The sequence below is a fragment of the Psychrilyobacter sp. genome (genome assembly GCF_049671765.1).
Lineage (GTDB): Bacteria > Fusobacteriota > Fusobacteriia > Fusobacteriales > Fusobacteriaceae > Psychrilyobacter.
The window spans coordinates 1-21,062 of sequence record NZ_JBATVM010000295.1 but is presented as its reverse complement, the minus strand read 5'-3'; the positions used below and the strand labels follow the sequence as shown (position 1 = coordinate 21,062).

Below are 21,062 nucleotides of genomic sequence, written 5' to 3'. Positions count from 1 at the left end.
TAAAAAATACGGAGATTTATATTACCCTTAAAATTTTAAAACTCAATACTTTTGAAGAAGCTTATTTTTTAAGCTCCTTTTTGCATATACTTTTTTATTTATATTATCCTTTGAAATAAATTTTTTAACGAAAATTCTTTATCATTTGACTAAACAATTTATTTTTTTTGCATATCTTGAAATTTATAATTTCCTAAATAATAAAAAAAAGACAGGTCCAAGACCTGTCTAATTAATTACTTTCTGATTCCTAATTTAGTGATTAACGTTCTATAACCATCTAAATCTTTCTTGATCATATAGTCTAATAATCTTCTTCTTTTACCAACCATTTTCATTAGTCCTAATCTAGAATGGTGATCCTTCTTGTTAGTTCTTAAGTGATCAGTTAAGTGATTAATTCTTTCAGTTAATATTGCTACTTGTACCTCAGTACACCCTGTATCTGTTGCTGATTTTCCGAAATCTTTAATGATTTCTGCTTTAGTTCTCATTGCCATTGTTTGTTCCTCCTAAAAAATTAAATTATCCAAACCAAGCCAAGGGCGACACCCCAAAACCTAGATATGAATTTAAAGTATTATAACAAAATAACAACATTTTGTAAAGGGTATTTTCACTTGAACCCAAGGGGAAAATTAAAGTAATTTTTTTAGATACTTTCCAGTATAGGAAGTTTTAGACTTAATTATTTCTTCAGGTGTTCCTGTAGCTATAATCTCACCACCACCATCTCCACCTTCAGGACCAATATCTATAACATAATCAGCTGTTTTCACCACATCTAGATTATGCTCAATTATAATTACACTATTCCCCTTATCTACCAATCTATTTAAAACTTCTAGTAATTTCCTAATGTCTTCAAAATGAAGCCCTGTGGTAGGCTCATCCAATATATAAATTGTATGACCTCTGCTCATCTTAGATAGTTCTGTTGCTAATTTTATCCTTTGAGCCTCTCCCCCAGATAGAGTAGTAGCAGGCTGACCTAATTTTATATAATCTAATCCTACATCTATTAGCACCCTTAATCTTCTCTCTAAAGGTGGAATCTTATTGAAAAGTCCATAGGCTTCTCCTACACTGAGATCTAAAATTTCAGATATATTTTTTCCTTTATACTCTATTTCCAAAGTTTCACGATTATATCTTTTTCCTTTACACACTTCACATTCTACATACACATCTGGCAAAAAGTTCATCTCAATCTTAATAATTCCAGCTCCTTGACATGCTTCACACCTTCCACCTTTTACGTTAAATGAAAATCTTCCTTTTTGATACCCACGGAGTTTGGCTTCATGAGTTTCAGCAAATATCCCACGAATATCATCAAACATCTTAGTATAGGTAGCGGTATTTGATCTAGGAGTTCGACCTATTGGACTTTGATTTATATCTATCACCTTATTTAACTGCTCTATCCCCTTTATTTTTTTATAATCTAAAGGATATAATTTTCCTTTATTCAACTTATTAAATAATACAGGGTATAGAGTTTGATTAATCAAGGTCGATTTCCCACTACCGCTAACTCCTGTAACTGCCGTCATTATTCCTAGCGGTATTTTTACATTTACATCTTTTAGATTATTTCCACAAGCTCCTAATAATTCCAAACGTTCTTTAGATTTACGTCTTTTTTTAGGAATTTCTATACTGATCTCTCCCTTTAAATATTTCCCCGTAAGAGATTTTTTAGATTTCATAATCTGTTTAGGAGTTCCCTTGGCTACTATCTCTCCTCCAAATCTACCAGCTCCAGGCCCTAGATCAAATATATAATCTGATTGCATCATAGTATCTTCATCATGTTCTACAACTATCAAAGTATTTCCCAATTCCTTGAGTCTATTAAGTGTTTTCAATAATTTGTCATTATCTCTCTGATGGAGCCCTATACTAGGTTCATCCAATACATAGAGTACTCCAGTCAAACCACTCCCAATCTGAGTAGCTAGCCTAATTCTTTGAGATTCTCCTCCAGATAATGTTCTTGTCTCACGGGCAAGGCTCAAATAATCTAAACCTACATTTATCATAAAGTTAAGACGTTCTCTTATTTCCTTTAATATATCCTTAGCAATAGCCTCTTCCTTGGGATTTAATATAAGTTCATTAAAAAATACCAGACAATCTTTTATGCTTAAAAAACTCACGTCCATAATATTCATATTATTTATTTTAATAGATAACACTTCATCTCTAAGTCTCTTACCGTGACAACTATTACAGGTTCTACGCATCATATATTTATTCTCTATCTCATCTTTCATAGATTCAGAGCCAGTTTCATAATATCTTCTCTCTAAATTTTTCACTATTCCTTCAAAATTTTTCATCCCATTATAACTAAATTCTCGTCCTATATAATCGACTTTAAATTTTTTACCAGAACTACCATAAAATATGACATCTCTATCTTTCTTTGTTAATTTTTTAAAAGGTTTATCTAGATCTATCTTAAAAGCTTTTGCCATGGCAGAAAATATTGTCCACACATATCCTTTTGTACTTGAAGCTCCAGGAATATATAACCCTCCATCACTAATGGACTTATTTTCATCTATAATCAGTTTATTTTCATCGACCTCTAGTTTTTTTCCTAATCCATTACACTCCGGACAAGCCCCATAAGGAGCATTAAAAGAAAATAATCTTGGGTTAATATCAGGTATTTCTATATCCTCATGATTAGGACAAGTAAAGTTCTCACTATAAGAATGGTCTAATCCATTTATATTAGCTATCACTCTCCCTTCAGATAATCCAATAGAACTCTCTATTCCATCTGTTAGCCGAGTCAAAAATTCGATTTCTTTTTTTATTATCAATCTATCTATGACAACCTCTATATTATGTTTCTTATTTTTATCTAGATCTATCTCATCTTCTAAATATAATATTTCTCCGTCTACTCTGGCCCTTACAAATCCTTTTTTTATTAAATTGATAAATAAATTTTTATGGGTACCCTTCTTGTCTTTTATCACTGGTGATAAAAGTAGAAGTTTGTCTCCTAATTTTCCTTTCTCCATAATAGTATCTACTATTTCATCTACACTCTGTTTTTTTACTGGTGAATTACATATAGGACAATATGCAGTCCCAATATGAGCGTAGAGTAATCTCATATAATCATATACCTCAGTCATTGTCCCTACTATTGATCTAGGGTTTTTATTTGTTGTTTTCTGTTCGATTGAAATTGCTGGAGATAGCCCTTCTATACTATCTAGATCTGGTTTTGTCATCTGCCCAATAAATTGTCTTGCATAGGCTGATAAACTTTCTACATATCTTCTTTGCCCTTCAGAATATATTGTGTCAAAGGCAAGGGAGGATTTTCCACTACCACTTACTCCTGTAATAACTACAAATTTATGTTTTGGTATCTCTAAATTTAAATTTTTAAGGTTATGTTCACGTGCTCCTTTAATAATGATTTTATTATTCACAATTCCCTCCTTATTCTATAATCTTTCTGTCTATAAACTATATTACACCATATACGTTTAATCTTACAAATAAAAAGATTAACCTTCATATTTTTTTACTTTTATTTTTTATAATTATGATGTACTTTTCTCTCATTCTTTCATAAATAATTTTAAAATAATTCTATAATTTATTAAAAAAAGAGTAAAATATAATGTTAAGCTTAATATATAGTCTTTATTTTTTAAAAACAAAGACTTTTGTCCTATATATCATGGATTAATAGTTATAAAATAATTATGAGTATAAAATTATAAAAAATAAGGAGGTCGTTATGAAAAATATAGATAGAGCTATAATTATCGTACTTGACAGTGCTGGTGTAGGAGAATTACCCGATGCTAACGATTATGGAGACACAGGATCAAATACCTTTGGTCATATTGCAAGTTCTACAGGTGGAATAAGTCTCCCCAATATGGAAAAATTAGGTTTAGGAAATTTAACAGATATACAAGGTGTAGCTAGGACTACAGAATGTTGCAGTGGAAAATCATTGGGAGCTTATGGAAAAGCTAAAGAAGCTTCTAAAGGAAAAGACACTACAACAGGTCATTGGGAGATTGCCGGTATAATCAACGAAACACCTTTTCCAACATATCCAAATGGATTCCCAAAGGAAGTTTTGGATGAATTAGAAAAAAGAACAGGAAGAAAAATTCTTTGTAACATGCCATATTCAGGAACTAAAGTCTTAGATGATTATGGTGTGGAACAAAAAGAAACTGGAGCTTGGATAGTTTATACTTCCGCTGATCCAGTACTACAAATAGCAGCCCATGAAGAAGATATTCCTCTAACAGAATTATATAAAGCATGCGAAATAGCATTGGAAATATGTGCTGAGATGGCTCCTGTAGCTAGAGTAATTGCTAGACCCTACCTTGGAGATGGAGTAGGAAACTTTAAAAGAACTCCTAATAGACATGACTATTCAGTAGTCCCTCCAAAAGCTACACTTTTAGATAAAATTAAAGATAAAGGTTTAGATGTAGTCGCTATTGGAAAAACTAGTGATATCTTTGCAGGTGTAGGAGTAACCGATACTCGTAAAACAAATATTGATAACATGGATGGAATCAACAAAACTATAAAAGCTCTTAAGGAAGATACTAAGGGTCTTATTTTTACAAATTTAGTTGATTTTGATATGAATTTTGGACATAGAAGAAACCCGGAAGGATACAAAAAAGCACTAGAAGAATTTGATAATAAACTACCTGAAATTGTGGATAATATGAAAGATGGAGATCTTTTGATATTAACTGCCGATCATGGATGCGATCCTACATATGAAGGAACAGATCATACTAGAGAATATATTCCTATCCTTACATATGGACATGGATTAAAAAAAGGAGTAAACTTAGGAGACAGAGAATCATTTGCTGATATAGCTTCTACTATTGAAGAAATAATCTTAGATTCAAATGAGTTGCCTGGAACTAGTTTTGCTAAAGATCTATTTAAATGTTGTGGTAGTGGTAATAATCACAGTCATCATAAACATGGGAAAAATCATAAATGTCAATGTAAATAAAAATAAAACTCCTACTTCTTATGGTTTCGTAAAGATGAAAAATAAGAATAAAGGAGTTAAAAAATAGGGGGAAAATATAAGATGAGTATACATATTAATGCAAAAAAAGGTGATATTGCAGAAACAGTTTTATTACCAGGAGATCCACTTAGAGCAAAATGGATTGCTGATACATTTTTAGAAGATGTAATTTGTTATAATGAAGTTAGAGGGATGTACGGATATACTGGTACTTATAAAGGTAAAAAAGTATCTGTTCAAGGAACTGGTATGGGAATCCCATCTATCTCTATCTATGTAAATGAATTAATCAAAGACTTTGGAGTAAAAAACTTAATCAGAGTAGGATCTGCGGGTTCTTATAGAGAAGACATTAAAGTCAGAGATATCGTTTTAGCTATGTCAGCTTCTACAAATTCAGGATTAAACAGAATAAGATTTAATGGTGCAGACTATGCTCCTACAGCTGATTTTGAACTAATGATGAAAGCTATCAAATCTGCTGAAGAAAAAGACATCAAAGTAAAGGCTGGAAACGTATTTACTTCTGATGAATTTTATGGTGACAACTTCGATGATTATAAAAAATGGGCATCATATGGTGTGTTATGTGTAGAGATGGAAACGGCTGGTTTATATACTGTAGCAGCTAAATATGGAGTAAAAGCACTTACTCTACTGACTATCTCTGATCACTTAGTAACTGGAGAGGAAACTACTTCTGCTGAAAGACAAACTACTTTTAGTGGAATGATCGAAATAGCATTGGGTACTTTAGAAAAATAAGGTAATCTCGATCTATAATATAAAAAATTATATGTTATAATACAAAGGGCATACCATTTGGTATGCCTTTTGATACCCTTAGGCAATGTGACTTTTCATCCAGTTAGACATAATTTAAATTCTTGTAATTTTTAATCCATTCAATAAAAATTTATAATTTTCTATATAATTAAAAAAGAGGTGAGAGTATGTTAAATGAAAAAGAGATATTAGAATTAATCGACGAAGCTATCATAGCTCGTGAAAGTGCATATGCAAAATTTTCAAATTTTAAAGTAGGAGCTGTCCTAATCGACGATAGAGCCAATCATTATTCAGGGTGTAATGTAGAAAATTCATCTTATGGATTATCTATGTGTGGGGAAAGAAACGCCATCTTTCATGCTGTTTCTAAAGGGATGAAGAAGATTAAAGTTATAGCTATTGTAGGAGATACAGAGGGTCCTCTCTCTCCGTGTGGTGCTTGTAGACAAGTTATAAATGAATTCTCCACGGAAGACACTATTGTTATTATGGCAAATATGAAAAAAGAGTATAAAGTAGTTAAATTTATAGATCTATTTCCATATGGATTTAGATTATAGATAAGAAAAAAAGTCGTGAAAATTAAAAAATTTTACGACTTTTTTCTTTATACATTATGAATTATTTTTTCACTTCTTCACTAAAATTCACATAATAATTAGTTTGACCTAAATCAGTAACCGACCCTGTAACTAAATCAACTATTACACCAAAAGGTAAGAAAATACTCCCACTAAACCAGCCATTAAAACCATAGTCTAAAGGAACCATAACTTTTTCTCCCGTATCTGTATTTTCAGCCATTAAAATATCTTTTCTCCAACCAGTACTCGCCACATATATTGCATTAGAATTTCCCATTGGTTGATAGTTTAAATATAACTTTACTTTTGTGTCCACGTTTGAATTAACAGTTACTAACTCTGTTCTTCTAGACATCATTGTCCCACAACTCGTAAATACTAACGTTAATAACCCTATCAACATTACCTTCATCATTTTTTTCATATTCTTCCTCCTAATTTAATTAAAAATAACTCAAATCAGTATAGCATTTTTCTTAATCATAAATTATTAATTTTTTTTAATCTTATTTGAGTTAAGACCATTAATCTTTTCAATTTTGATATTATTGACAGTAATTAAAAATGCCTATATAATGAATGATTGAAATTAATATTCATGTCACACTTAAAAGTGCTATATGTATAAACTGGAGGAATAAAATGAAAATAGTTATTGCTGGTGGAGGAGATGTAGGAGTAAAGATAGCCGAGAAACTCATCTACGAAAACCACGATGTTACAATTTTAGAAAAAGACCCACAACTAATCAGAACCTTACAAAGTAAATTAGATGCCATGATTATATCGGGAGATGCAACTAATATCAATGCTCTTATTGAAGCAAACATCTTAAATGCCGATTCTTTTATCGCAGTTACAAATAATGATAGCGAGAATCTTTTAGCTTGTAATATTGTAAAAAAATGCTGTAAAAAGAATATATCTATAACTTGTAAAATAGATAGTTATTTCCAATATTTTAATGAAGAATATATTTCTCCTAAAGATTTTGGGATAGAAACTATTATAAAACCACTAGAAATTACTGTTGCAAAAATTATGGAACTTATGAACAATCCAAATGTATTCGAAATTATGAACTATGCTGATAATATGGCTCAATTAGTAGGAGTTAAAGTTAAAAGAAATTTTAAATTTAGAGGGATTCCTATTTCTGAAATTTCTTCAAAAGATAATATTTTTTCAAAAGTTAGATTAGTCGCCATCCAAAGAGAAGGCAAACTTATCGTTCCAAATGGACAAGATGTAATCTATCCTAAAGATAAATTGTATTTAGTCGGAAAAACAGACATCGTAAAAAAAATAGTTGAAAAACATTTTTCTAGCCCTATGAATTTAAAAAATATAATTATTGTTGGCGGAACCAAACATGCCATAGAACTTTCTAAAGCTCTCAATAATTCCAAAAAGAATATCACAATTATTGAAGAGGATAAGTTTAGATGTAAAAAATTAAGTTTTCTACTAGATAATGTCCTTATTATGAATGGTTCGGCTACTGATTCTCATCTTATGGATGAAGTTTCTATAGAAGATTCTTGTGTAATTAGTATGAGCGATAATGATGAATACAATATTTTATCCGCATTTACAGCTAAAAAATACGGTGCTTCTAAAACTATGTGTATGGTAAAAAATAGTTTTATTGTCAACTTGATCAACAACCTTGATCCTATTGATACCGTATTTTCTCCCCACGCACTTACAATTGGAGAGATATTAAAACATACAAGGAAAACAGATCTTTTCTCAGTCTCTCCATTTACAGAGATTGATGCAGAGACTATAGGTATAAATGTTACTCAAAATTCACCGATCCTAAATATTCCTATAAAAGATATTACTTTCCCTGAAAAATCTATAATAGGTGTAATAATTAGAGAAAGTAGCGTTATTATTCCTACTGGAGATGACATAATAAAACTAGGAGATAAAGTTATTGTATTCTTACTTCCTGAATCAATTTATGAGGTAGAAAAGATGTTTAGTAACCCAAGATTTGGAGGCAGAAGATGAACTGGAGCTTAATAATAAAAGTACAGGGATATCTTTTACTCATTTTAGGAATTATGATGATTTTCCCTCTTATGATTTCATTTCATTATGGTGGAGGAGATCTCGGTGCTATAGCTCTTTCTATTGGTATAACTTTAGTTACTGGTTTAACCTTTATATTTATATTTAAATCTGATAAAAAATTTAAAGCTAAAGAAGGGTTTGCAAGTGTTTCATTAGGTTGGATCTTAGCATCTCTTTTTGGAGCCTTACCATATTTTTTCCATGGATCTTTTGGTCCATATATAAACTGTGTTTTCGAATCAATGTCGGGATTTACTACCACAGGTTCTACTATTTTATCTGATATAGAATCTATCCCTCGAGGGTTATTATTTTGGAGATCATTGACTCATTGGCTAGGCGGAATGGGAATAGTCTTGTTTACCATTGCTATCTTACCTATGTTTGGAATTGCCCCAGGGCAACTATACAATGCAGAGGTTCCAGGTCCTACAAAGGATAGATTGAGTCCAAAAATAAAAGATACTGCTAAAATATTATGGCTCATCTATATTGGCCTTACTATTATTGAAACTATATTTTTAATGTTTGGTGGAATGGATCTCTATACAGCTATTAACCATTCATTTGCCACTGTAGCTACAGGTGGATTTTCTACATTAAATACCTCTGTATCAGGTTTTAACAGTGTTTATATAGATATAGTTATAACTATATTTATGTTTTTAGCTGGAGTTAACTTTGCACTTCATTTTTACCTTATCAAATGTCGATTTAGAGACTTTTTTTAAGACAGCGAACTGAGGTTTTATACAGCAGTAGTTACTATTACAACTATTTTGATCTCATTGAATATATATTTTTCTTCAGGAATAGAAAAATATACTACAAATTATGGCCGAGCACTCCTTGATTCTGCATTTCAAGTAGTATCTATTACTACTACGACTGGATTTATGACTGCAAACTTTAATTTATGGCCTTCATTTTCTGCCCTCCTCCTAGTTACATTGATGTTTTTCGGTGGTTGTGCCGGATCTACAGGTGGTGGAATGAAACAAATTAGAATATTAATACTATTTAAACATCTATATAATGAAATTAAAAAATTAGCACATCCTAGAGCGTTTTTCTCCCTGAAAGTAGGAGATGAACATGTGGAAAACCACGTAGTTAGAAATGTTTTGGGGTTTTCAATATTATTTGTATTTATTTTTGCTGGATCTACACTTTTTCTAGCAGGAATGGGATATGATATTATCACAAGTTTTACTGCTGCTATCTCCTGCCTTGGAAATATTGGACCAGGACTAGCTAGAGTAGGATCTATTGAAAATTTTGGATTCTTTGACCCATACAGTAAGGGAGTTCTTATCTTTTGTATGCTTTTAGGAAGATTAGAGATATATTCAGTTTTAATATTGGTTTATTCTGTGATATTTAGAAAAAGATAGAGTGGTCTTAATAAATAGCCTTCATATGGCTACAATTTAAAAATAAATAAGGATATAAAAATGCTGGTGGGAATCATCAGCATTTTTATATCCTTAAAATTTCATGGCTAAACTATTGATAAAATGATATAATTATAGGTAAATAAAAAAATGCAAAACAAGGAGATTTATTTTGAACAAAAACATGAAAATAAAAAGAGATACAATATTAAAAGTAAAGGAAAAAATGGAATTAATGGAATTTTTAGCTTTCCACCTACAAGGTAAAAGTAAAAATAACTTAAAATCACTACTTAGCCATGGTCAAATAACTGTAGACAGCCAAATGGTTAGTCAGTTCAATCATGTATTAACTATCGGTCAAGAAGTAAAGATCAACTGGAATAAAGATAGAGAGATAAAAAAGATGCAAGGAGTTCAAATCTTATTTGAAGATGAGAGTATCATCGTTGCAAATAAAGATGCAGGTGTGTTATCAGTATCTACTGGGGGTAGAGATGAAGATACTGCCTATAACAAGTTAAAAGATCACGTTAAATCAAACAATCCTAAGAACAAGATTTTTATTGTCCACAGATTAGATAGAAATACTTCTGGAATAATGATGTTTGCTAAAACTGCTGAAGCTCAACAACTTCTACAAAGTGACTGGAAAAAATATATTATTAGCAGAAAATACACCGTATTAACAGAGGGTAAAGTTGAAAATGATAAGGGAACTATCACGTCTTGGTTAAAAGAAAACACTGCATTTGTAGTTTATTCAAGTAAAACTGATAATGGTGGGAAAAAAGCTATTACAAACTATGAAGTTATCAAAAAAACTACTAACTTTACATTATTAGAAGCATCTCTTGAAACTGGAAGAAAAAACCAAATCAGAGTACATATGCAAGATATCAAACACCCAATTGTAGGAGATAAAAAATACGGTGCTACTGGAAATCCAATCAAAAGATTAGGACTACATGCTAGAGTATTAGAATTTATCCATCCAATAACTGAAAAAGAATATAAATTTGAAACTAAAATCCCTGCTAGTTTTGAAAAAGTGTTTAAAAGAATGAGAAAAAGATAAGTTTTTTAATTTTTCTCTAATTTTAAAGAGAATAGAAATTAACAATAAAAGTAGAAAAAAGTTGTTTTACAGCTTTTTTTCTAATATAATATAGCTGAAGTTTTTTAGTCTACTAATATTAAAAGAGGTGTATAAATGTTTGAATATTTAGACGGTAAGATCACCATAAAAAAAATGGGATATGTTGCCATAGATGTAAATGGTTTAGGTTATAAAGTTTTTGTATCTCTCCAAACTTTAGATAAGATAAAACTAGGAGAAACTACAAGATTATATATCTATAACCATGTAAAAGAAGATATGTTTAAATTAATTGGATTTGCTGAAGAAAGGGAAAGAGATTTCTTTGAAATCTTAATTAATGTAAATGGAATAGGAATGTCCCTTGGACTAGCTATCTTATCTACATTCCCGATTAATGATCTAAAACAAATCATTGCTAATGAGGATACAAAACTACTTACTAAGGTTCCTAAATTAGGAGCTAAAAAATCACAAAAACTCATAGTTGATGTAAAAGATAAGATGAAAAATCTTCAACTTGTAGATAGTGCCGATAGTGGTACTAGTAGCATCAAAGCCCAGTTAGAAGAGGATATCTTCTTAGCTTTAGGAGCACTTGGATACTCTAAAAAAGATATTGACAAATTCGTCACTTCTAAGGACCTTGATTCATATGATAGTATCGAAATGGCCATAAAAGATATACTAAGAAAGATAAGTAAATAATTTTATATTAATAAATTTTGTGAGGAAATTATGTATTATAATGAATATTTTAAAAAAGCGAAATTAAATGGAGATGACATGAACGGAATTATTTGTATTGATGGTGTTGTAGGAGCTGGAAAAAGTACTTTAGGGGATATTTTAGCTAGAGAATTAGGAATTTTATTATTCGAAGAACCTGTTTTAAATAACCCTATTTTAGATAAATTCTACTATGATAAAAAAAGATATAGTTTTCCTCTTCAAATATTTTTTTTGAATAAAAGATTTAAAATGATAAAAGAAGCTAATTTATTGGATGGTTGTGTTATGGATAGGAGTATCTATGGTGATGTTATCTTTGCTAGGATGCTTATGGAAGATGGAGATATGGTTCCTGAAGAATTTGAGCTTTATGAAGAGTTACTTTATAATATGTTAGAACATCTATCTCCTCCTAAACTAATGATCTATTTAGAGTCATCTGTAGAAGGTGCTATTGAGAAAATCACTAGAAGAGGTAGAGAATATGAAAAGGTTGTTCCTAGATCTTATTGGGAAAGTTTGAATCAAAATTATGAAAGTTATTTTAATTCTTATAACCTTTCAAATATCTTAAGAATAAACGTAGATAATGTAGATATCAAAGAAAATCCTATAGATAGGAAATGGTTTGTAGATACAGTTAAAGCTAGATTAAATGAGATAAACTCAAAATAAGTAGCCAAATAAATAGTAATTTAAAAGAGGTATTTTCTATCTATAGAAAATACCTCTTTTTATTTAATTAATAATTTAATCTGCTAGTAATGGCTTTATACTATTTAAAATTACACTTCTAATATTTTCACTTTTTTTACTAAGTTCCTCTATCATTTCTTTCACTTCTAACCTTTTCGAATCTTTACTTGTTTCATATTTACATTCAGACTTTAGTATCGGCAATTTTATCTTCTGAGCATACTTGATTATTGTACTTTCCTCTATATATGCCATAGGTCTAATAACTTCTACTCCATGTTCCTTAGACATATATTTAGGTTTCATTACTCCTAAATTTCCTTGATAAAATGTATTTAATAAAAAGGTTTCGATAATATCATCTTTATGGTGTCCCAAAGCTAATTTATTGATATTTTTTTCCTTCATCATTCTATAAAGAATTCCCCTTCTCATACGTCCACACATAAAACAAGGATTTTTCATCTTATTTTTTCCAAATAATATATCCTCTAGATTAGTTTCTTCTACAATTAATTCTAATCCTAGAGATTTACAGTAATCCTCAATTTCATTTGTAGCAATACTTTTTTGCTTAGGATGAATATGAATAGGGATTATCTCAAAGTTCACCCTAGTTATCATCTTTACACGAACTAATACATTTAGGAGGGTAAGGCTGTCCTTTCCACCTGACACTCCTACAGCTATACGGTCTCCCTCTTCAACCATATTGTAATCACACATAGCCTTCCCAGCTAGGCTCCATATACTCTTATTAAACCCTTTAGATTCAATATAAGATATGATTTCTCTACCCTCTAACATTGAAAAACTTAATTTTAATCCTGTAAATTTTTCTATTGATTCAGTTATTTTAATCCTTTTTTTTTCACTTAAAGAAAACTTTATCTCAAAATTTTCAACTATATTTTTTATGATTAATTCATTTTCTATAATTTGAAATCTAAAATTTTCATATTTCAAATTATCTAAATCTTCAATTCTTTCTATTTTCATTTTGACTCCTCATCTCTTTTTTATATAATATTTTTTCGGTTTTACTTATCTTTTTTATTTCCTCTTGTATAACCAAATACATAATCTAAATTTATATTTTTCATAGAATTAAATATACTCTGCTTTATATTTGGATTTGTACTTTCCAAAGTTTCCAATAATTTTTTTAGTTCCGCTCTTTTAGAGTCAGTCTTTTTTCCTTCTACAGGACAGCCACAACTCATTGGTTTTATCCCATTTCTTTTAGTAAAGTTGATTATATGAGGTTCTTTTACATAAACTAAAGGCCTTATTATAGATAATTTACCACTGGTAGAACTTACTTTAGGGATCATAGTTTTTATAGTTCCAGCATAAAACATATTTATCAAACTAGTCTCGATTACATCATCAAAATGGTGTCCTAGGGCTAATTTATTACATCCTAACTCTTCCACTTTTTTATATAATACTCCCCTTCTCATCTTTGCACATAAAAAACATGGACTTTCTGGATTTTCTTCAAAAGCTACTTCCCAGACATTGGCGTCAAAAATCTCACATGGGATCTCTAATTCCTCTAAGTTTTTTTTAAACTGCTCTATATCCATAGATCCAAATCCTGGATTCATAGAGATAAATTTTAATTCGAAATTTTTAGTTCTGTCCTTAGCAAATTCCTGAAGTAACTTACAAAGCAAAAGACTGTCCTTTCCTCCTGATACTCCTACGGCTATCTTATCTCCATCTTCAATCAAATCAAAATCTTTTATAGCTTTTACAAATTTTCTCCATATCTCTTTTCTATAAGTTTTTCTCAAACTGTCCATAGCCATTTTACCACGACTCTCAAATCCATTTAAATCTGTATTTTCCACATTTAATATCTCACAATTTTTATTCATTTTTTTCCTCCAACTATCTCAATCATTAATGTTTCCTTTATTATATCATACTCCTTTAATAGTTGACCATAGTATTAAAGAATATATCTATTCATTTCTAAACTTGTACAAAAAATAAAAATTAGACATTCTTAACCATAAAAAAACCTCCCTAATTTAATAGATTATACTCTACACAACTAAGAAGGTTAAAATTAATTTGTACTATCACTTACATTATAAATGGATTTTTTATTCCTCACTTGGTAGTACTAATTCTACAGAGAAATTATCAATAAGGTTTCCACTTGAACCTCCTCCTAAAGAATCTAAAGAAAATCTTGTGACTGTTTGTCCATCTGGAACCTCATATTCTTGAGTATAAGTTACCCAACCATTACTACTAGTCTGCCGACTAAATTTACCTGATTCCATTGTTTCTTGAACTTCTAAAGAACTATTATCTCCTCCAACACTAATAGTAGCAACCTCATTACCATCCCCTCTTGCTCTATGACTAACAGTCCACCTTAATATTGTTCCTGGAACAGTAACTACATCTTGATAAAGAGAAGCTACTTCATTTGCGTTTAATTCTACGAAATTTCCACCATCGACACCATTAACTCCTAAGAATCCATCTCCCCAAACTTCTATTTTATTATCTGATGCTGTCGTTTCCCAATGATTAACTAGACTTGCATCAACTTGACTATAGATACCAACATCGACACCTTCAAAACTACCATTATTGATATAATCACCACTATCACTTACATCCATAGCTTTTACACCATTGACATCTTCTAAATTTTGAGCAGCATTTATTACTGCTCCTGCACTTACTATCTCACCACTCCAGATCTCATAATTAGAATCTTTAGTATAGGCCCCATTTGGAAGGTTAGCATAAATTTCCCCATTTTCTCTATTGTATACCCATCCACCAGTGTTATTTCTTAATGTAACAATTTTATTAGTAGCATCAATAAAGCTTCCAGCATTATTTGTAAATGACAGTGTTTCTTTTATCTGATACTGACTTTTTAAGGTATCAGAGTTCTCTAGATTTGGATATTTATCAAGAATTTCATCCAATGAAATTCTCGACCTAATAACCCCCAGATTGTGTTGTATTTTTGCTACTTTCCCTTTTCTTATCTCTTTTAATAATTTTGGAGTAACAGTTGCTGCTAAAAGACCTATAATGGCTGTAACAACAATTAATTCAATTATTGTAAACGCAGATTTTTTATTTAAATTTTCCACGACTCCCTCCTTTGTAATCTTAGTTATTTAATGTATACATTTTTTTATCTATTTTTCCTTTAATAGACGATCATACTATTAAAAAATATATCCACTCTTCAATAATAAAATTTAGCTTTTTTCATATAAAACATATATATCTATCATCGTGTTTTTATATAGTGTTTAAGCAAAATAAAGTACCAAATAAAAGATATAACTTTGACATAACAAGCATAATCATCAATATAATTTAATTAAAACCCTTAAACTATTATAATAATATATTTTTATTATTGTAATTTTTTATGATAGGATATTTCTATAGAACAAATCACTTATAAGAGGAGAAATAAATGGACAGTAGTAGCAAAAAAATAAGTTGGAAGATGTTAGCATTAATGGGTTTTACAGTTGTTTGGGGATTTGGGAATGTAGTAAATAACTATGCTAATCAAGGTTTAGCAGTTGTCGTTTCATGGATATTAATATTATCATTATATTTTATCCCCTATGCATTAATGGTTGGAGAGATGGGATCAGCCTTCAAAGATAAGAGTGGTGGAGTTTCTAGTTGGATTGGTTCTACATATGGACCAATGCTAGCATACTTTGCAGGATGGACATACTGGGTAGTACACATACCTTATTTAGCTCAAAAACCACAAAGTATATTAGTGGCTCTCAGCTGGGTATTTTTTCAAGATGGTAATTTAGTTAAAGATATAAATCCTCTCTTATTACAATCTGTTGTTTTAGGACTTTTTATAATTTTTCTTTGGATTGCTTCCCGTGGTGTCACTTCTTTAAAAAGAATTGGGGCTTTAGCAGGTACCGCTATGTTTATTATGGGAATATTATATATTCTAATGATGCTCGCAGCACCATCTCTTGTAGATCTTAAATCTGCAACAACAACATGGGATGCTTCTACACTTATTCCTTCATTTGATTTTAAATATTTCACTACTATCTCAATGTTAGTATTTGCTGTTGGGGGATGTGAAAAATTGTCTCCCTATGTGAAAGAAATAAATAAACCTTCTAAAAATTTTCCTAAAGGAATGTTGGCTTTAGCTATCATGGTAGGAGTTTCAGCACTTTTAGGTTCGATAGCTATGGGTATGATGTTTAATAGTAATCTTATCCCTGCTGACCTAAAGATGAATGGGCAATATTATGCATTTAAATTATTAGGAGAATATTATGGCGTTGGAAATTTCCTAATCATACTATTTGCAATAGCAAACACATTAGCTCAAATATCAGCTCTTATGTTCTCTATAGATGCTCCTCTAAAAATACTCATAGGGGATGCTGACAGAAACTATATTCCAAAATCATTTGCTAAGTTAAATAAATATGGAGCCCCCATTAATGGATACAAATTAACAGGTGTTCTAGTAAGTATTCTAATAATAATCCCTGCTATTGGAATCGGAAATATGAACACCTTATATAACTGGCTACTAGACCTTAATTCTATAGTGATGCCTCTTAGATATTTGTGGGTATTTCTAGCTTATATGGCACTTAGAGGATTTAAGAGAAACAAAGATATCTCTAAAAATAGTGATTATATATTTATAAAAAATGACAAAGTTGCCTATTTTGTAGGAGCTTGGTGTTTTACGTTTACAGCATTTGCTTGTTTAATGGGTGTTTTTCCAAAGGGTCTTGTATTATTTTCATCTGAATGGTTTTTCCAAATCAGTCTAAATATTTTAACCCCGGTAATTTTGGTAGGCCTAGGATTTATTCTTCCTAAGATTGCAAAAAAAGAAAACAAATTAGAAAATGCTATAAATACTGAGCTATAAATAGCATAACATTGTATCCAAATAGGTATGAGCTAAAAAATTTAAAATTCTCTAAAAAAAAATAACCAAACTAGATTTAAATAATCTAGTTTGGTTATTTTTTTTCCTATGTAAAGTTTCAAATGTTAATTAAGCCATTTTTTTAATTTATCTAAGTAAACTTCTATTACTATTTTTTCAGAAAATTCATCTATCATCTTCTGTCGCCCTAGTCTTCCAGCCTTTTCCCTTCTATCTTTAGAGAGATTTACAAACCACTCTAATTTTTGTGCCAAATCTTTAGACTCTCCAGGTGTACAAAGATATCCAGTTTTCCCATCATCTACCAATTCTCGACATCCAGGAACATCAGTTGCTATTATAGGTTTCCCCATAGATGCATTTTCCATTATCACCCTAGAAATTCCTTCTCTATATGACGGTAATACAAAGCAAGAAGCCTCCTCAATTACATGAGTCACATCATCTACTACTCCTAAATAGTTGATTATACCCTCATTGTGGTATTTTTCTATGTATTCCTTGGGAACAGCTGATGGATTTGGTACTCCTACCTTCCCCAAAAATAAAAATTCTATCTCTTTATCTCTATGTTTGGATTTTATCATTTTAGCTGCCTCGCAATATTCCCTTACTCCCTTGTCCCAGAGCGCTCTAGCTATCATCAAAAATTGGATTTTATCATTCTGTTCTATTTCTTTTAGAGGTTTAAAATGATCGGTATCTATCCCTTCTCCATTTAATATAAATGTTTTATCTGGGTCTACTAATTTTCTTTCTAAAAATACTTTATTATCATTTTCATTTAAAAACCAAACTTCCTTGGCAAATTTTAAAGAAAATTTGTATAAATTTTCAACTACTTTAGTTACTTTCCCCTCCTTTATAAATGCATACCCCAGACCTGTGGTTACAGCTATTGGTATTACTTTTGAAAGTTTAGCAGCGATAGTTCCATAGATTATTGGTTTTATAGTATAATTAAAAACTATATCTAATTTTTCCCTCTTATATATCTTACGTAACTTAAATATTAATTTTAAATCTTCTATTGGGTTAATTCCCTTGGAATTTATCTCCACATCTACTACTTTAGCTCCTAAATCCCTTAATTTTTCATCAAACTTGTCTGTAGGAGCTATTACTACAACTTCATACCCCTCAAGTATCAACTTTTTTATCAATCCACATCTAAAATTATACATAGTCCAAGCTTCATTTACTACCATTCCTATTTTTTTTCTTTCCCTTGTTTTATTTTTTTTACTCATATTATTGCCCCTTTCCTAATAATACTACACAAGCAGTTTTTAACAAAATTACTAAATCCAACCCTGCAGTCTGATGTTTTACATAATAAAGATCATACATCAATTTTTTTTTCATATCATCTTCTGAAGCTCCATATGGATAATTCACTTGAGCCCATCCAGTCAAACCTGGTCTAACTGTGTGTCGAAGTGGAAAAAAAGAAATGTTTTTTTTATATTCATTAGCTAATTTGACCCATTCTGCTCTTGGCCCCACAAAACTCATTTCTCCCTTTATTACATTCCAAAGTTGAGGTAATTCGTCTATTCTGGTTTTTCTCATTATCTTTCCAAAATTAGTTATTCTAGAATCTTTTTTCCCAGCATATTTTGAATGTGCATCTTCATCGTGTAATTTCATTGAACGAAATTTAATCATCTTAAAAATTTGATTTCCTTCTCCTACTCTATCTTGCTTAAATAATATAGGTCCTTTGGATTCTACCTTTACAATTAATATAGCTATTACTACAATTGGGGCTACTACTATAGCCACCGATATAGCTAAAATTATATCTATAGTTCTCTTTAATTGTTTTTGAAATTGGTTGTGGTATACACCGAATCCATGGTCAAATAATAGTTTTTTTTCATCTAATTCTTCTAGATGAAGTTGCCCTCTTATATACTCAAAAAACTCATAATAATTGTAAATTTTAATTCCCTTAACCTTTAAATTTAATATATTTGTTACTACTTGAGGTTTTAATTTTTTATCTAAAACTAAAATTTCTTGAACCTTTCTGTCCTTTATAAAATCTATAAAAATCTCCTCATCAAATAGAGTGATATCATCTTTTAAAAAATGGTAAATTCCCTTATAATCACCACTTTCTTCTATAAGTTTTAATGCTCCAGGCTTTTTTTCAGTTTCTCCAATTATAAGGATAGATTTTTCTTGTATTAAATGTTTTTTTAAGAACTGATTACTTAAAACTTGATATAAAAACATCAAAGTATAGATAATTATTCCTGTTGTTATAGGTAGACTATTAATTATTATTATAAAATTTATTATATTTACAAATGCAATTACCAATAGTTTGTCTATATCCCTCTCTATAAAATAACTGTTGAATAGATAGTAAATAACCATTGTAACTACTATATCTATTACGGCTGTGTCACTCATACTACTCCTAAATACTCCTAGCAATACCAAATATAGTAAAAATTTTATAGTTGTTAGTACTTTGATTTCATTTATCATAATTTTACCACCTTTATTTTTTAATTCACCTCAATAATTTACGAATATTTTATGTTTTTTCCTATTTCTTAAATTATTTTATTTACAATTTCATATATTATATCTGCTGTAATTCCCCAAATAATTTCTCCACAATATTCATATATATATACTTCTCGATCCCTCCCATTCCAAGGTTTATGATATTTCTCAGGCAAATTATAATATTTAGCCGGAAATTTTATTCTTTCCCCTTCTAATTCATAGTGAGGATGCATCTCTACAGCTATTCTTTCTAATTTAGGAAGATTATTTTTAAAAAAATCTACAGGAACTATCAAAACTTCATCTACTTCTTTTAAATTTATATTAAAATCTTCTACTTTACACAAAATTTCACCGATATATACCTCTACTAATACACCAGTAGGTATTATTAAAGTTCCTAATTTCCCCAATACCTCTATTTTTTTTGCTGATACTCCAAGTTCTTCTACAGTTTCCCTTATAGCTGTATCCTCAAAATTTTTATCTATCTTTTCCCATCCTCCTCCAGGAAAACTTATCTCTCCACCTTGTCTTATATCCTTTGATCTTTTTTCCAAAACAAAATTAAACTTCCCGTCTATCTCTATAATACTAGCTAATACTGCGCTATTAAAGTTCTTTTCTCTTCCAATTATTCTGTCATTTAAATTCTCTCTTATTTTTTCTCTATCCATCTAAAACGCCTCCATTTATTAAAAAAAATTAATATTAAAGTATATCACCATTTTACCCTTATTACTATCTTTAAAAAAAATTTATTTATCAAAAAAAAATCATCCAATAGAGGATGACTTTTCTTATTTTTTTTTATATTCTGACACAAACAACCAAGGAGATATTACAGAAAAATTTTGATTCTCAAATTTTTCTATAATAAAGATCTTATCTAAACTTTTCTTAGAATACATCTTGTAGTCTCCACTTTTGCTATATGGCAGATATAAATTAATGAATTCTCTTATAATTGGCAGGGTAAATATATCCCCTATTACTACCCTTCCATCTAAACTTAAAACTCTTTTTATCTCTTTTATAGTCAAATCTGGAGTCGAATAATGATGAAATGAATTCAGACAGACTATTAAATCTATACTTCCATCATCATAGGGTAAAAAATTACTATCTCCAATACTTAGCTGACACTTTT

General features: G+C 30.1%; 18 protein-coding genes and 1 pseudogene. 9 read left to right on the top strand and 10 right to left on the bottom strand.

What is annotated here, in order from left to right:
* Positions 1-236: 236 nt before the first annotated feature.
* Together rpsO and uvrA are read right to left on the bottom strand one after the other, a co-directional pair.
* Positions 237-494 (bottom strand): 30S ribosomal protein S15, encoded by a 258-nt coding sequence (gene rpsO / locus WBG30_RS13815; protein ID WP_424505240.1) that lies wholly within the window; start codon positions 492-494, stop codon positions 237-239.
* A gap of 144 nt (positions 495-638) precedes the next feature.
* A complete protein-coding gene (uvrA, locus tag WBG30_RS13810; RefSeq protein ID WP_424505238.1) occupies positions 639-3,461 on the bottom strand; it encodes an excinuclease ABC subunit UvrA in 2,823 nt (940 codons plus the stop codon).
* 314 nt (positions 3,462-3,775) lie between these two features.
* Here uvrA and WBG30_RS13805 point away from each other — a divergent pair, with 314 nt between their 5' ends.
* The 3 genes from WBG30_RS13805 to cdd all read left to right on the top strand — a co-directional run bounded on the left by WBG30_RS13805 (position 3,776) and on the right by cdd (position 6,411).
* Positions 3,776-5,041 carry a phosphopentomutase gene (locus WBG30_RS13805; protein ID WP_424505237.1) on the top strand — a complete coding sequence of 422 codons (1,266 nt, stop codon included), beginning with the start codon at positions 3,776-3,778 and terminating at the stop codon, positions 5,039-5,041.
* An 81-nt stretch (positions 5,042-5,122) separates the two neighbouring features.
* Positions 5,123-5,827: a purine-nucleoside phosphorylase gene (gene deoD, locus WBG30_RS13800; RefSeq protein WP_424505236.1), complete on the top strand. Its 705-nt coding sequence runs from the start codon at positions 5,123-5,125 to the stop codon at positions 5,825-5,827.
* 188 nt (positions 5,828-6,015) lie between these two features.
* Complete coding sequence (cdd, locus tag WBG30_RS13795; protein WP_424505235.1) at positions 6,016-6,411, top strand: cytidine deaminase; 396 nt, start codon at positions 6,016-6,018, stop codon at positions 6,409-6,411.
* Positions 6,412-6,472: 61 nt separating this feature from the next.
* Here the strand turns inward: cdd and WBG30_RS13790 are convergent, their stop codons facing one another.
* Positions 6,473-6,859, bottom strand: coding sequence for a hypothetical protein (locus WBG30_RS13790; protein ID WP_424505234.1), 387 nt, complete (start codon positions 6,857-6,859; stop codon positions 6,473-6,475).
* Positions 6,860-7,077: 218 nt separating this feature from the next.
* On the opposite strand from WBG30_RS13790, the gene trkA reads away from it, so the two are divergent.
* The 5 genes and pseudogenes from trkA to WBG30_RS13765 all read left to right on the top strand — a co-directional run bounded on the left by trkA (position 7,078) and on the right by WBG30_RS13765 (position 12,417).
* Positions 7,078-8,454 (top strand): Trk system potassium transporter TrkA, encoded by a 1,377-nt coding sequence (gene trkA, locus WBG30_RS13785; RefSeq protein ID WP_424505233.1) that lies wholly within the window; start codon positions 7,078-7,080, stop codon positions 8,452-8,454.
* Positions 8,451-9,911: pseudogene (locus WBG30_RS13780) on the top strand (TrkH family potassium uptake protein). Before trkA ends, WBG30_RS13780 begins: the two are co-directional and overlap by 4 nt.
* A 172-nt stretch (positions 9,912-10,083) precedes the next feature.
* Positions 10,084-10,989 carry an RluA family pseudouridine synthase gene (locus tag WBG30_RS13775; protein WP_424505232.1) on the top strand — a complete coding sequence of 302 codons (906 nt, stop codon included), beginning with the start codon at positions 10,084-10,086 and terminating at the stop codon, positions 10,987-10,989.
* 135 nt (positions 10,990-11,124) lie between these two features.
* Positions 11,125-11,718 (top strand): Holliday junction branch migration protein RuvA, encoded by a 594-nt coding sequence (gene ruvA, locus WBG30_RS13770; RefSeq protein WP_424505231.1) that lies wholly within the window; start codon positions 11,125-11,127, stop codon positions 11,716-11,718.
* 30 nt (positions 11,719-11,748) lie between these two features.
* Positions 11,749-12,417 carry a deoxynucleoside kinase gene (locus WBG30_RS13765; protein ID WP_424505230.1) on the top strand — a complete coding sequence of 223 codons (669 nt, stop codon included), beginning with the start codon at positions 11,749-11,751 and terminating at the stop codon, positions 12,415-12,417.
* A gap of 75 nt (positions 12,418-12,492) precedes the next feature.
* Here WBG30_RS13765 and WBG30_RS13760 read toward each other — a convergent pair whose 3' ends face one another.
* The 3 genes from WBG30_RS13760 to WBG30_RS13750 all read right to left on the bottom strand — a co-directional run bounded on the left by WBG30_RS13760 (position 12,493) and on the right by WBG30_RS13750 (position 15,569).
* Positions 12,493-13,437, bottom strand: a complete 945-nt coding sequence (locus tag WBG30_RS13760) for a tRNA lysidine(34) synthetase (protein WP_424505229.1) — start codon at positions 13,435-13,437, stop codon at positions 12,493-12,495.
* Positions 13,438-13,478: 41 nt separating this feature from the next.
* Entirely contained in the window at positions 13,479-14,252 is a 774-nt protein-coding gene (locus WBG30_RS13755; protein ID WP_424505239.1) for a tRNA lysidine(34) synthetase, read from the bottom strand.
* 300 nt (positions 14,253-14,552) lie between these two features.
* The gene (locus WBG30_RS13750) at positions 14,553-15,569 is read right to left on the bottom strand and encodes a type II secretion system protein (protein WP_424505228.1); all 1,017 of its coding nucleotides are present in this window, start codon (positions 15,567-15,569) and stop codon (positions 14,553-14,555) included.
* A 335-nt stretch (positions 15,570-15,904) separates the two neighbouring features.
* Here WBG30_RS13750 and WBG30_RS13745 point away from each other — a divergent pair, with 335 nt between their 5' ends.
* The gene (locus tag WBG30_RS13745; RefSeq protein WP_424505227.1) at positions 15,905-17,368 is read left to right on the top strand and encodes an amino acid permease; all 1,464 of its coding nucleotides are present in this window, start codon (positions 15,905-15,907) and stop codon (positions 17,366-17,368) included.
* A 125-nt stretch (positions 17,369-17,493) separates the two neighbouring features.
* Here WBG30_RS13745 and WBG30_RS13740 read toward each other — a convergent pair whose 3' ends face one another.
* The 4 genes from WBG30_RS13740 to WBG30_RS13725 form a co-directional block, all read right to left on the bottom strand.
* Complete coding sequence (locus WBG30_RS13740) at positions 17,494-18,639, bottom strand: glycosyltransferase family 4 protein (protein WP_424505226.1); 1,146 nt, start codon at positions 18,637-18,639, stop codon at positions 17,494-17,496.
* A gap of 1 nt (position 18,640) precedes the next feature.
* Positions 18,641-19,888, bottom strand: a complete 1,248-nt coding sequence (locus WBG30_RS13735; protein ID WP_424505225.1) for an exopolysaccharide biosynthesis polyprenyl glycosylphosphotransferase — start codon at positions 19,886-19,888, stop codon at positions 18,641-18,643.
* A 68-nt stretch (positions 19,889-19,956) separates the two neighbouring features.
* Positions 19,957-20,589, bottom strand: a complete 633-nt coding sequence (locus WBG30_RS13730; RefSeq protein ID WP_424505224.1) for an NUDIX hydrolase — start codon at positions 20,587-20,589, stop codon at positions 19,957-19,959.
* Positions 20,590-20,712: 123 nt separating this feature from the next.
* Positions 20,713-21,062 (bottom strand): class I SAM-dependent methyltransferase (locus WBG30_RS13725; protein ID WP_424505223.1); only part of this gene is annotated, 350 nt, incomplete at its 5' end.

Bases quoted from the DNA above. Each gene is read 5' to 3' on its own strand.
- WBG30_RS13765 (WP_424505230.1), top strand. From the start codon at position 11,749: ATGTATTATAATGAATATTTTAAAAAAGCGAAATTAAATGGAGATGAC.
- WBG30_RS13745 (WP_424505227.1), top strand. From the start codon at position 15,905: ATGGACAGTAGTAGCAAAAAAATAAGTTGGAAGATGTTAGCATTAATG.
- WBG30_RS13730 (WP_424505224.1), bottom strand. From the start codon at position 20,589: ATGGATAGAGAAAAAATAAGAGAGAATTTAAATGACAGAATAATTGGA.
- WBG30_RS13735 (WP_424505225.1), bottom strand. From the start codon at position 19,888: ATGATAAATGAAATCAAAGTACTAACAACTATAAAATTTTTACTATAT.
- WBG30_RS13740 (WP_424505226.1), bottom strand. From the start codon at position 18,639: ATGAGTAAAAAAAATAAAACAAGGGAAAGAAAAAAAATAGGAATGGTA.
- WBG30_RS13755 (WP_424505239.1), bottom strand. From the start codon at position 14,252: ATGGCTATGGACAGTTTGAGAAAAACTTATAGAAAAGAGATATGGAGA.
- WBG30_RS13760 (WP_424505229.1), bottom strand. From the start codon at position 13,437: ATGAAAATAGAAAGAATTGAAGATTTAGATAATTTGAAATATGAAAAT.
- ruvA (WP_424505231.1), top strand. From the start codon at position 11,125: ATGTTTGAATATTTAGACGGTAAGATCACCATAAAAAAAATGGGATAT.
- trkA (WP_424505233.1), top strand. From the start codon at position 7,078: ATGAAAATAGTTATTGCTGGTGGAGGAGATGTAGGAGTAAAGATAGCC.
- deoD (WP_424505236.1), top strand. From the start codon at position 5,123: ATGAGTATACATATTAATGCAAAAAAAGGTGATATTGCAGAAACAGTT.
- WBG30_RS13805 (WP_424505237.1), top strand. From the start codon at position 3,776: ATGAAAAATATAGATAGAGCTATAATTATCGTACTTGACAGTGCTGGT.
- cdd (WP_424505235.1), top strand. From the start codon at position 6,016: ATGTTAAATGAAAAAGAGATATTAGAATTAATCGACGAAGCTATCATA.
- WBG30_RS13790 (WP_424505234.1), bottom strand. From the start codon at position 6,859: ATGAAAAAAATGATGAAGGTAATGTTGATAGGGTTATTAACGTTAGTA.
- rpsO (WP_424505240.1), bottom strand. From the start codon at position 494: ATGAGAACTAAAGCAGAAATCATTAAAGATTTCGGAAAATCAGCAACA.